Source organism: Streptomyces sp. NPDC002446 (genome assembly GCF_053595675.1).
The window spans coordinates 1-11,730 of the sequence record NZ_JBSFYC010000129.1 but is presented as its reverse complement, the minus strand read 5'-3'; the positions used below and the strand labels follow the sequence as shown (position 1 = coordinate 11,730).

12 protein-coding genes are annotated in these 11,730 nt (G+C 70.8%); all 12 read left to right on the top strand.

Annotation, left to right across the window (positions count from 1 at the left end; genetic code table 11):
* The coding region (locus tag ACWD6P_RS36145) for a carboxyl transferase domain-containing protein (RefSeq protein WP_451448462.1) at positions 1-120 on the top strand (120 nt) is incomplete at its 5' end.
* Positions 121-525: 405 nt separating this feature from the next.
* Positions 526-1,347, top strand: coding sequence for an AfsR/SARP family transcriptional regulator (locus ACWD6P_RS36140; RefSeq protein ID WP_451448460.1), 822 nt, complete (start codon positions 526-528; stop codon positions 1,345-1,347).
* 62 nt (positions 1,348-1,409) lie between these two features.
* Positions 1,410-2,285, top strand: a complete 876-nt coding sequence (locus ACWD6P_RS36135; protein WP_451448459.1) for a thioesterase II family protein — start codon at positions 1,410-1,412, stop codon at positions 2,283-2,285.
* Positions 2,286-2,310: 25 nt separating this feature from the next.
* Positions 2,311-3,576 carry a beta-ketoacyl-[acyl-carrier-protein] synthase family protein gene (locus tag ACWD6P_RS36130; protein WP_451448458.1) on the top strand — a complete coding sequence of 422 codons (1,266 nt, stop codon included), beginning with the start codon at positions 2,311-2,313 and terminating at the stop codon, positions 3,574-3,576.
* Positions 3,573-4,850 carry a ketosynthase chain-length factor gene (locus tag ACWD6P_RS36125; RefSeq protein WP_451448457.1) on the top strand — a complete coding sequence of 426 codons (1,278 nt, stop codon included), beginning with the start codon at positions 3,573-3,575 and terminating at the stop codon, positions 4,848-4,850. Before ACWD6P_RS36130 ends, ACWD6P_RS36125 begins: the two co-directional genes overlap by 4 nt.
* Before the next feature lie 88 nt (positions 4,851-4,938).
* Positions 4,939-5,202 (top strand): phosphopantetheine-binding protein, encoded by a 264-nt coding sequence (locus ACWD6P_RS36120; RefSeq protein ID WP_451448456.1) that lies wholly within the window; start codon positions 4,939-4,941, stop codon positions 5,200-5,202.
* Between the two features lie 259 nt (positions 5,203-5,461).
* Positions 5,462-7,054, top strand: coding sequence for a class I adenylate-forming enzyme family protein (locus ACWD6P_RS36115; protein WP_451448455.1), 1,593 nt, complete (start codon positions 5,462-5,464; stop codon positions 7,052-7,054).
* Between the two features lie 60 nt (positions 7,055-7,114).
* Positions 7,115-7,267, top strand: coding sequence for a hypothetical protein (locus ACWD6P_RS36110; protein WP_451448454.1), 153 nt, complete (start codon positions 7,115-7,117; stop codon positions 7,265-7,267).
* Entirely contained in the window at positions 7,260-9,029 is a 1,770-nt protein-coding gene (locus ACWD6P_RS36105; RefSeq protein WP_451448453.1) for an FAD-dependent oxidoreductase, read from the top strand. The genes ACWD6P_RS36110 and ACWD6P_RS36105 overlap by 8 nt, the downstream gene beginning before the upstream one ends.
* A 12-nt stretch (positions 9,030-9,041) precedes the next feature.
* On the top strand, positions 9,042-9,827 hold the full coding sequence (locus ACWD6P_RS36100) for an SDR family NAD(P)-dependent oxidoreductase (protein ID WP_451448452.1): 786 nt from the start codon (positions 9,042-9,044) through the stop codon (positions 9,825-9,827).
* Between the two features lie 53 nt (positions 9,828-9,880).
* Positions 9,881-10,837 carry an aromatase/cyclase gene (locus tag ACWD6P_RS36095; RefSeq protein ID WP_451448451.1) on the top strand — a complete coding sequence of 319 codons (957 nt, stop codon included), beginning with the start codon at positions 9,881-9,883 and terminating at the stop codon, positions 10,835-10,837.
* Between the two features lie 95 nt (positions 10,838-10,932).
* A partial coding sequence (locus tag ACWD6P_RS36090) for an MBL fold metallo-hydrolase (RefSeq protein WP_451448461.1) occupies positions 10,933-11,730 on the top strand: 798 nt, incomplete at its 3' end.

Sequence of the window (11,730 nt, the reverse complement as noted above, 5' to 3'; positions counted from 1 at the left end):
CTGGTCGACGACGTCATCGACCCCACCGACACCCGCCACACCCTCATCCGCGCCCTCGACATGCTGCGCACCAAGCACGCGGACCTGCCCGCCCGTAAGCACGGCAACCCGCCCCAGTAATCCACTGCGGCGGAAGCTCGCCGACGAGCGCGCGGACTGCGCAAAAAAGCGGACCGGGTTTTCTTAAGGTGGCTAGGGAATCATGTTCCGGCGCGCCACTGTCGCGCGATGGAATTCCGTACGCATGCCTTCCGATACGGACCCGGCAGGCCATTCCCCGCACACGCCGGACGAGGCCCTGACCAGCCCGGTCGGCTCGCCCAAAAACAACCATCCGTCCAGTCAGAATTCTGCATGTACATCTGGTCGGGGTGGAGTTGCGAAACGGTGGTGTGGTGCAAGAACACGGTTGGAGACGAGCTTGACGCGCGCTTGAGAAAAGGCGCAGGTGATCCGTGTGGGGCTATGGTTCTGGCGGTTAAGGCACGGCAGCGGAATGCAACTCGAAGGGGTGTGGAGTAAGCCATGGAGATTCAGGTCTTGGGTCCCTTGAGCGCCGAGCTCGATGGCGGATCGATCGTTCCGACTGCGGGAAAGCCGCGGCAGATTCTGTCCCTGCTGGCGCTGTATCCAGGACGGGTTCTGCCGGTTCCCTTGCTGATGGAGGAGATCTGGGGAACGGAATTGCCGCAAAGCGCGCTGACGACCTTGCAGACGTACATTCTCCAGCTACGCAAGAGACTGGGCACGGCGATGGGGCCGAGTGCGGTGGGCAGCGCCAAGGACGTGCTCGCCACCCGGCACGGCGGCTATGTGTTCCAGATCCCGCAGGAGAGCGTGGACGCGCACGAATACGAGCGCGTGGCGGCAACGGGACAGCGTGCGCTGGACAGCGGTGACGATGAGCAGGCGGCCTCCTCGTTCCGGCAGGCGCTGGCTCTGTGGCGCGGACCCGCCCTCGTGGACGTACGGGTCGGCCCCATCCTGGAGATCGAGGTGATGCGGCTGGAGGAGAGCCGCCTGGGCACCTTGGAGCGCCGGATCGACGCCGACCTGCGGCTGGGCCGGCACGCTGAACTGATAGCCGAACTGACCGACCTGATCGCGCGTCATCCGCAGCACGAGGGGTTCCATGCACAGGCCATGGTGGCGCTGTACCGCTCCGGCCGGCAGGCCACCGCACTGGACATCTATCGCAGACTGCGGGTGCGCCTGATCGAAGAGTTGGGGGTCGAGCCCTCGCCGCAGCTGCAGCGAGTGCACCAGGCGATGCTCACCGTCGATCCCGCGCTGGACGTCGTGGCCGGTGCGCGCCGTACGTCGACCTTCGACCTGTACGCGGCCTGACGACCCCGGTCTGCCGGGCGAACCCGCGCGGCCTTCCGGACGTCGAGCCGCGCTCTAGGCCCATGGGCCAGGCTCAGATCCAACGCGCTGACCTGCTGACCTGTGCGTTCGGCAGTACGGGGGAGGACATGACCAACGGCCACACCGTGACGCTGTACTGCTTCGCACACGCGGGAGCCGGGACGTCGTCCATGCGCCGCTGGCGGCCGCTGCTCGGCCCGGACGTCGACCTGGTGCCCGTGCTGCTGCCCGGTCGGGAGAGCCGGCGCCGTGAAGCGCGAGTGACCGACAAGGACGCGCTGCTGGCCGATGTGCTCCCGCACTTCGCGCACCGCCCGGCCGGCCCGTACGTGCTCTACGGGCACAGCCTGGGCGGCCTGGTGGCCTACACCGTGGCACGTGCCCTGCAGGAGGCCGGGCAGACCACTCCCGCGCTGGTCGCGATCGGTGCGTGCGCGCCCCCCGACGCCGGCTCCGAGCTGGTGCGCGCGGCGGACCGTCCCGACGACGAACTCCTGCGGCTGATCGACGGGATCGGCGGTCTGCACAAGGTCGCCGCATCGGCCGTCGAGCCCGGAGGGCTGTGGCGGCGGGCGGTGCTGCCCGTCCTGCGGGACGACCTCAGACTGGCCCGCGACCTGCGCGCGGCCGCACTGAGGGAATCCGCCGGCGCACGGCTGCGGATGCCGCTGCTGACGGTCACCGGCAGCCACGACCACGTCGTCGGCCCCGACGAGGCCGCGGGATGGCGCCGCTGGACCACGGGCCGGATCACCACCCGCACCATCGCCGGAGACCACTTCTTCGTACGCGGCCGGGAGCTGCCGGCGCTCCTCGCGCGCGCCTGCCGCGTCGTGCGGCGTACCCCACCGCGCCCCGGGCCTGTGCCCGCGCGGCCCGACGATCGGCGCCCGGACCGCAAACCGGCCGCGGCATGAGGAGGACAACTGTGAGGCACAGCCGATGAGGCGCGTCGTCATCACCGGGATCGGGGTGGTCGCACCCGGCGGTGTGGGCACCGGGAAGTTCTGGTCACTGCTCACGGCGGGGCGGACCGCCACCCGCGGCATCACCCTCTTCGACGCCGATGACCTCCGCTCCCGCATCGCGGCCGAGGTGGATTTCGACCCGGCCGAGCACGGGTTCACCCGGCAGGAGGCCGAACGGCTCGACCGCGCCGCTCAGTTCGCGCTCGTCAGCGCCAGGGAAGCGCTCCAGGACAGTGGGCTGGCCGGAGCGCTGGATCCGCAGCGCACCGGGGTCTCACTCGGTTCCGCGGTCGGCTGCACCATGGGCCTGGACACCGAATACGGGGCCGTCAGCGAGCGCGGAAGCAAGTGGCACGTCGACCACACCCGGGCCGCGCCGCACCTGTTCGACTACTTCGTGCCGAGCTCGATGGCCGCCGAAGTGGCCCGCGCCACCGGGGCGCTGGGCCCGGTCTCCCTGATCTCCACCGGCTGCACCTCCGGCCTGGACTCCCTCGGACACGCCGCCGACCTGGTGCGCGAGGGCAGCGCCGAGGTCATGGTCGCGGGCGCCACCGAGGCGCCGATCTCCCCGATCACGATGGCCTGCTTCGACGCCATCAAGGCCACCTCGCCGCGCAACGACGACCCCGCAACCGCCTCCCGCCCCTTCGACCGGACCCGCAACGGATTCGTCCTGGGGGAGGGCTCGGCCGTGCTCGTACTGGAGGAGTTCGAGCACGCGCGGCGCCGCGGCGCCCACGTCTACGCCGAGATCGCCGGTTTCGCCTCGCGCAGCAACGCCTACCACATGACGGGACTGCGCTCGGACGGCGCGGAGATGGCCGAGGCCATCCGGGTCGCCCTCGACGAGGCCCACCTCGCCCCCACCGCCGTCGACTACGTCAACGCCCACGGCTCCGGCACCAAGCAGAACGACCGGCACGAGACCGCCGCCTTCAAGCGCAGCCTGGGCGCGCACGCCTACGACGTGCCCATCAGCTCCATCAAGTCGATGATCGGGCACTCGCTCGGCGCGATCGGCTCGCTGGAGGTGGCCGCCAGCGCCCTGGCCATCGAGCACAACACCGTGCCGCCCACGGCCAACCTTCACCAACCCGACCCCGCCTGCGACCTGGACTACACCCCGATCACCGCCCGCGAGCAGCGCACCGACACCGTGCTCAGCGTCGGCAGCGGCTTCGGCGGATTCCAGAGCGCGATGGTCCTGACCCGACCGCGCCTCAAGGAGGCGGCATGACCGGCACCCGCACACCCACCGCACCGGCAACGGGCAGCGGACGGCCCGGTGAGCACACCGCACGGGCCGTCGTCACCGGCATCGGCGTAGCCGCCCCCAACGGCCTGGGAACCCGGGCATGGTGGGACGCCGTACTGCGCGGACACAGCGGCATCGGACCCATCACGCTCTTCGACCCCAGCGGCTACCCGGTGCGCCTGGCCGGCGAGGTGTCCGGCTTCGTCGACGCGGACCACATACCGAGCAGGCTGCTCCCGCAGACCGACCGGGTGACCCGCCTCTCGCTCGCGGCCGCCCAGGAGGCGCTGGACGACGCGGGAATCGACCCGCAGACCCTGCCCGACTACGCCGCGGGCGTGGCCACGGCCAGCTCCGCGGGCGGCTTCGAGTTCGGCCAGCGCGAGCTGGAGGCGCTGTGGAGCAAGGGCGCCAAGCACGTCAGCGCCTACCAGGCATTCGCGTGGTTCTACGCCGTGAACGCCGGCCAGATCTCCATCCGGCACGGGCTGCGCGGCAGCAGCAACGTCGTGGTGTCCGAGCAGGCCGGCGGTCTGGACGCGGTCGCCCAGGCCCGCCGCCGGGTGCGCAAGGGAGCCGCTTTGATGGTCACCGGGGGCGTCGACTCCACCCTGTGCCCCTGGGGCTGGGCGGCCCATCTGGCCGAGGGGTCGCTGAGCACCCGGCAGGACCCGGACCACGCCTACCTGCCCTTCTCCTCCGAGGCCAGCGGCCATGTGGCGGGGGAGGGCGGCGCGTTGCTGGTGCTGGAGGACGCCGAGGCGGCGCGAGCCCGCGGGGCCCGGGTGTACGGCACCATCGCGGGGTACGCGGCCACCTTCGACCCCGCCCCCGGCACGCCGGGCGCTCCCCGGCTGGGCGCGGCCGCCGAACTCGCCCTGGACGACGCCGGCGTGCGCCCTGACGACGTCGATGTGGTCTTCGCCGACGCCGCCGGCGAGCGAGCCGCGGACCGGGCCGAAGCCGAGGCGATCAGGGACCTGTTCGGGCCGTACGCGGTGCCCGTCACCGCCCCCAAGACGATGACGGGGCGGCTCGCCGCGGGCGGCGCCTCCCTGGACCTGGCGGCCGCCCTGCTCTCGCTGCGCGACCAGGTGATCCCCCCGACGACCGGGACCCGCCGCGCCGCGCCGGACTGCCCCGTGGACCTGGTGATCGACACCCCCCGGGCCGGACAGCGGCTGCGGACCGCGCTGGTGCTCGCGCGCGGACGCGGCGGATTCAACGCGGCCATGGTGGTGCGTGCCGTGGCCTGACGCCACCGCCCCGCCCTGTGGTCAGCGCCGCGGCAACACCGCGCTCACCCGGGCAACCTGCCCGCCAATGAGACAAAGGAGAAGAACCGTGAACGAATTCGAGCTGGCTGACCTGACTGCCCTGCTGCGCGCGTGCGCGGGAGAGGGCGAGGGAGTCGACCTGGACGGCGACGTCGTTGACGTCCCGTTCGTCGAGCTGGACTACGACTCGCTCGCCCTCCTGCAGGCCACCGGCTACATCGAGCGCGAATACGACGTGCTGCTGAGCGAGGAGGCCCTCGACGAGGTGGAGACCCCGCGCCAGTACCTCGCCTTGGTCAACCGCGCGCTGTCCGCCAAGGCCGCTGTCTGAGCACCCGCAGGAGCCGCTCACCGACATGTGCGTGCCCGCAGCCGGCCCGGCGACTCGTCCGGCCGGTGCAGGTCCTGCCTGAGGTCCGGTGCCGGGTCTGGCTGAGGTGACGGCCGCAGTCCACCGCTCGTCCATACCGCCATAGCGTCCCCCGGCCGACGTTCCAGCCGCCGTCAAACGAGGTTCGAGCGCCCGGGCCGAGGGTGGAGAGCCGTTCCGCCACTGCGGGCGCCACACCGTACGCCGTAAGGAGCCAGCCGTGCCGAGGTTCACGTACCCGGAACTGCCGCTGGACGCACTGCTGCGCCGGGCCGCGGTACGCGACCCGGGGGGCCTGGCGATCCGCACCGAGGCGGAGTCGGTCTGCTACGCCGAGCTGGACGGCCGCGCCGATGCCCTCGCCGCCTACCTGGATCACGAGGTCGGGCGGCGCGGCGCGGCGATCGGTGTGGCCAACTCCCTCGACATCGCCTTCGCCTGCTCCTACTACGGCACCAGCCGCAGCGGCAACACCGTCGTCCTGGTCAACCCGCTGATCAGCAAGGACGGTCTGCGGCATGTCTTCACCGCAGCGGGCATCGAAGTGGCCTTCGTCCCTGCGGCGACCGCCGAGCCGCTCACCGCCATCCGCCATGAGCTGCCGAAGCTGCGCACCATCGTCGTCACCGACGCGCACGACAGTGCCGCTCCCCCGGGTACCGTGCCGCTGAGCACGGCTCTTCGGCCCTACCGTGACCGCCCGGCAGGGCTCGGTGCGGGACGCGCCGACCTCGAAGCCATCGCCTGCATCCAGTTCACCACCGGCACCACCGGCCTCTCCAAGGGCGTCCGGCTCACCCACCGCAATCTGGTGGCGAACGCGGCACAGATCGCCCTGGCCCACCGCCTCGGCAGTGACTCGGTGACCCTCAACCACCTGCCTCTCTACCACGTGATGCATCTCAACTCGGCGGTGTACGCGGGAGCCGCCCAGGTGCTGTGCGCCGACCCCGACCCGGTGCGCTCGCTGGCCCTGGCCGCGGAGGTGGAGGCGACCCATTACTACGGGCTGCCCGCCCGCCTGCACCGTCTGGCCGCCGACGATCGGCTGTCGGGCCCCCTGGCAGGCGTCCCCGCCGGACCACGGCTGACCGCCGTCATGTCCGGCGGCACCGCGCTGTCCCCGTCCGCCGCCCACACCCTGAGCCAGAAGCTGCGGGTCCCGGTCATCCAGGGCTACGGCATGGCCGAACTGGCCCCGCTCACCCATAACCAGCTGCCGGAGCACCCCGTGCCCGGTTCCGTCGGGCCGGCTCTCGCCGGGACCGAATGCCGCCTGGTGCACCTGGAGACCCGCCAGCCGGTCCGGCAGGGGGAGCCCGGCGAAGTACAGGTGCGCGGACCCCAGCTGATGGCCGGATACCTCGACGAACAGCAGGCGACCGGCATCGATGCCGACGGCTGGTTCTCCACCGGGGACATCGGCCACGTCAACCAGGACGGGGTGCTGTTCCTCACGGACCGCCTGGGCGACGTCTTCAAGTACGACAACGAACTCGTTTCGCCGACCGCCGTGGAACGCGTCGTCGCCGAGGACCCACGGGTGGCCGAATGCGTGGTCGTCGGCCAGCCCGACGCGGTGCACGGGGCCGTCGTGTGGGCCGGGATCGTGCTGCGCGACCCGGCTGCCAAGAACGTACCCCACACGCTCGATGCCGTCGTCGCGACCGCCAACACCCGCCTGGCACCCTTCGAACGCATCCGCAGCGCCGATGCCCTGGACGCCGTTCCCCGCACCCCCACCGGCAAGCCACAACGCGGGGAACTGCGCCGCTGGCTGGGTTCCCGCGCGACGACACAAGCGGCCGGGTGAACCCGCGACACCACCCCCCCCACACACACACCACCACACCCGAACACAGGAGCTGAGACCATGGCGACGTTGGCGGTATTGGCGGCACTGGCGGTACTGGCGATATTGGCGACATTCGTCAACAAGCTGCCCGTGCACGATGACACCGCCCAGGCGATCTCCGGTGGTCTGCGGATGCAGCCTGCTTCGGCGGTGGCGGTGACCGGTGTCTGAACAGCCGGGCCCGCAGGTCCTCGTAGTCGGAGCGGGCCCGGTCGGCCTGACCGCGGCCCACGAACTCGCCCGCCGGGGCCTTCGGGTGCGGTTGATCGACGCGGCCGAGGGCCCGGCCCGCACCAGCCGGGCGGTGGCCGTCCACCCGCGCACCCTCGAAACGCTGGACCAGATGGGAGCGGTCGACGGAGTACTCCGGCACGGCCGCAAGAACCGGGCGTTCACGATGTACGCGGGCGGCCGTCGGCTGATGCGGCTGGAGGCCGACTACACGTCGATGCCCACCCGCTACCCCTACACCGTCCTGATCGAGCAGACCGCGACCGAGGCCGTGCTGCGTGAGGCGGTTGCGCGACAGGGCGTGGAGATCGAGTGGGGTGTGCGCCTGACCGGTCTGGAACACGACGGCCAGGAGGTGCGCGCCCGGCTGGCCACGGCGCATGGTGGTGAGGAGATCTGCCGTACGGCCTGGCTGGTCGGCTGCGACGGCGGGCACAGCACGGTCCGCTCCCGGCTCGGTCTGCCGCTGAGGGGAGGCGCCGGCGAAACCTGGATGCTCGCCGACGCGCCGGTGCGCTGTGATCTGCCGCCCGACTCCATCTACTGGGCGCACACCGGCGGTCGGGCTCTGATGATGGTGCCTTATGCCCGCGCGGGGCACTGGCGGTTGCTGGACACCGCTCCGCCGGCCACGGCCGTCGACGATCAGGAGATCGCCCGCCGGTTCTCGGCCGCACTCGGCGCAGCGCTCGGCCGTGAGGTGGAGGTCGGCGAACCGGAGTGGACCTCGGTGTTCACCTTCCAGCAGCGCATGGTTCCGGCGATGGGCCGGGGCCGCTGCTTCGTGGCGGGGGACGCGGCCCACGTCCACGGCCCCGCCTCCGGCCAGGGAATGAACACCGGTATCCAGGAGGCGTACAACCTCGCCTGGAAGCTGGCCATGGTCGAACAGGGCCATGCCGGGCCGGAGCTGCTGGCCAGCTACGGCATCGAACGGGTCCCGGTCGGCGAGCGGCTGCTGGGATCGACTCGCACCGCCACCTTCCTGGTGCAGCTGAAGAACCTGCTCGCGTCCGCGGCGCTGCCCGTCGTCTCCGCGGGTGTACGGCGGCTGCCGCCTTTGCGACGTGCCCTTCAGCGCAAGGTGCTCGGCGGCATGTCCGGCCTTCTGCTGGAGTACCACCACAGCCCGCTGACCGCGACGGAGCCCGTCGAACACCTCGCCCCCCTGGGGCCGGTCAACCTCGTCACTCCCGCCTTGGAGACCGCGCCTGCGCCCGGCGAACGGGTCACTGTGGCCGGCGCACACGACGACGATGATCCCGGGTGCCGGGCGTTGCGCGAGGAGTTGCGCGATCCCCGGTGGTCGTTGCTGCTCGCGGCGGGCGGTCACGGTCCTGAGGGCGGTCCGGAGCCAGCCGCGCACGCGGCTGCCGAGCGGTACGGCCCGTGGCTGTCCGTGCGGACCATCGGTGCCACGGGCCAGGACGCCCTCGGCGGGCTGCCCGACCCGGCCGGCCGGCTGCGTTCGGCGCTGGGCCTGCGTCCCGGCGGCTGGCTGTTGGTCAGGCCGGACGGTTACCTCGCCGCGCGAGGTAACCCGCTCACCACTGGAGAGCTGGAGCGTGCCCTGGCCCCCGTCCACCTGCGCGCCGCACCCTCGCCCACCCCACCGGCCGCCCGGCCCCGACCTGGCGTCGAGGTGGTTTCAGGTACTTCTCAAGCCGATCGCGACACGGTCAAGACGACACCGTCGCACTGAAGGGCTACGACCATGACGACACCGACCAACCCCGTTGCCCTGGTGACTGGCGGTACGAGCGGCATCGGCCTGGCCGTCGCCCGTGACCTGGGCCGCCGCGGCCACCGGGTCTTCCTGTGCGCACGTGACGCCGAACGGGTCGAGCAGACGGTGCGGGAGCTGCGCGAGGAGGGCCTCGACGTAGCGGGCGCCGTAGCCGACGTGCGCTCCCGCGAGTCGGTCGCCGCGCTGGTGGCTGCTGCTGTGGGGGAGTTCGGCCCGATCAACGTCCTCGTCAACAATGCGGGCCGCAGCGGCGGTGGGCCCACTGCCAAGATCTCCGATGAGCTGTGGCACGACGTCATCGCCACCAATCTTCACAGCGTCTTCCTGCTGACCCGAGAGGTCCTCAACAACGGCGGCCTGGCCGACGCCGGCTACGGCCGGATCATCAACATCGCTTCTACCGCCGGCAAGCAGGGCGTCGTCCTCGGCGCTCCGTACTCCGCCTCCAAGCATGCCGTCGTCGGATTCACCAAGGCCCTGGGCCGGGAACTGGCGCCCTCCGGCGTCACCGTCAACGCCGTCTGCCCCGGCTACGTCGAGACCCCGATGGCCGCCCGCGTCCGTCAGGGTTACGCCGCTGCCTGGGACACCAGCGAGGAGAGCGTGCTGGAGCAGTTCGAGGCGAAGATCCCGCTGGGACGTTACTCCACGCCGCGGGAGGTGGCCGGCCTGGTCGGTTATCTGACGGAGGAGTCGGCGGCCTCGATCACGGCGCAGGCGCTCAATGTCTGCGGTGGGCTGGGCAACTACTGATCCCCCGTGCCACCGCGGTGTGCGGGGCACCTGTACGAAGCGAAGGTGTTGTGATGTCGGACGAGGGTGTGCGCCGGACAGCGCACGATATCGAGGTGGACGCGCCTGCGGGCGTGGTCTATGGGCTGATCGCGGACACGGTGCTGTGGCCGCTGTACTTCCCGCCCAGTGTGCACGTCGAGCGACTGGACTTCGACGGCGTCAACGAGCGGCTGCGGATGTGGGCGACCGCCAACGGAGCGGTGAAGTCATGGACCTCGCGCCGGAAGCTGGACCCGGAGCTGCGGCGCGTGGAGTTCCGTCAGGAGATCGTCGCGGCTCCGCTGGCGTCGATGGGCGGCACCTGGATCGTGGAATCGCTGGGCGCCGAGCGTTGCCGGTTGACTCTGCTGCACGACTTCACGGTGGCCTCCGGGCGGGATGAGGACCTCGACTGGGTCGAGCAGGCCACGGACACTAACAGCCGTTCGGAGCTCAAGAGCCTCAAGGCCCTCGCGGAGCGCTGGGCGAAGCTGGACGACCTGGTGCTGTCTTTCGAGGACTCGGTGCGCATCAACGGCCCGGTGGAGCTCGTCTTCGACTTCCTCTACCGGGCGGCCGACTGGCCTGAGCTGGTTCCGCACGTCGACCGCCTGGACCTGGTCGAGGACGAGCCGGGTGTGCAGGTGATGTCGATGGATACGCGTACGCCAGACGGTTCGGTGCACACCACCGAGTCGGTACGGGTGTGCTTCCCGCATGCGGGACGCATCGTCTACAAGCAGACGACGACGCCGGCGTTGATGTCTGCGCACACCGGCGAGTGGTCGATCGTGCCGGACGAAACCGGTGTCACCGTTTTCTCGCAGCACAGTGTGGTGCTCCGGGAGGAGGCCATCGAGCAGGTGCTGGGTCAGGGCGCGGACATCGCGCAGGCCCGCTCGTATGTGCGCCAGGCTCTGGGCCGCAACAGTGTGGCCACTTTGATTCTGGCGAAGAAGCATGCGGAAAGCGCTGTGCACGCGCTGTGACGGATCCTGCTGCCGACCGGTCGCTGGACTGCACCCGTTGTGCTCCGCCCGTAGCTGGTGACCGTGACCGTGTGAGGAGCCCGGCCGTGCCGTCGATGGTCCGCAAGAAGGTGTCCGCCTCCCAGGTGACCGAGGTGACCGAGGTGGCCGAGGGCGTTCACGCCTTCATCCAGCCGGACGGTGGGTGGTGTCTGAACAACGCGGGCATCATCGTCTCCCAAGGAGAGAGCGTCCTGGTCGACACCGCGGCGACCGAGTCCCGCGCCCGGCAGCTGCGGCAGGCCGCGCTCCGGCTCAACTCCGCCGCCCCCCGGGCGCTGGTCAACACGCACTTCCACGGTGACCACGCCTTCGGCAATTTCCTTTTCCCTGAGGCTCTCATTATCGGTCATGAGCGCACTCGTACGGAGATGATTGCGGCGGGGTTGCACCTGACGGGGCTGTGGCCCGATGTCGTGTGGGGGGACATCGAGCTGGCACCGCCGCAGCTGACGTTCCAGGACCGGCTCACTCTCCATGTGGGTGGTATCCGGGCGGAGCTGCTCCACTTCGGCCCGGCCCACACCTCCAACGACACCGTTGTCTGGCTGCCGGACCAAAAAGTGCTGTTCACCGGTGACCTGGTGATGGCCGGCGTGACGCCGTTCTGCCTGATGGGTTCGGTGGCCGGTTCTCTGCAGGTGCTTGCCGAACTGCGCAGCCTCGGAGCCGTCACCGTGGTCCCCGGTCACGGCCCGGTGTCGGGCCCCGAGGTGTTCGACGTGGTGGAAGGGTATCTGCGCTGGGTCCAACAGCTGGCCTCGGCAGGGGCCGCTGCGGGTAGGTCAGCGATTGAGGTTGCGCGTGGGGCGGAGCTGGGTCCGTATGCACAGCTCTTGGACTCCGAGCGGCTG

What these genes read in the sequence shown, in the direction of transcription:
- ACWD6P_RS36125 (WP_451448457.1), top strand. Translation starts at nt 3,573, where the DNA reads ATGACCGGCACCCGCACACCCACCGCACCGGCAACGGGCAGCGGACGG.
- ACWD6P_RS36095 (WP_451448451.1), top strand. Translation starts at nt 9,881, where the DNA reads ATGTCGGACGAGGGTGTGCGCCGGACAGCGCACGATATCGAGGTGGAC.
- ACWD6P_RS36110 (WP_451448454.1), top strand. Translation starts at nt 7,115, where the DNA reads ATGGCGACGTTGGCGGTATTGGCGGCACTGGCGGTACTGGCGATATTG.
- ACWD6P_RS36140 (WP_451448460.1), top strand. Translation starts at nt 526, where the DNA reads ATGGAGATTCAGGTCTTGGGTCCCTTGAGCGCCGAGCTCGATGGCGGA.
- ACWD6P_RS36135 (WP_451448459.1), top strand. Translation starts at nt 1,410, where the DNA reads ATGGGCCAGGCTCAGATCCAACGCGCTGACCTGCTGACCTGTGCGTTC.
- ACWD6P_RS36100 (WP_451448452.1), top strand. Translation starts at nt 9,042, where the DNA reads ATGACGACACCGACCAACCCCGTTGCCCTGGTGACTGGCGGTACGAGC.
- ACWD6P_RS36130 (WP_451448458.1), top strand. Translation starts at nt 2,311, where the DNA reads ATGAGGCGCGTCGTCATCACCGGGATCGGGGTGGTCGCACCCGGCGGT.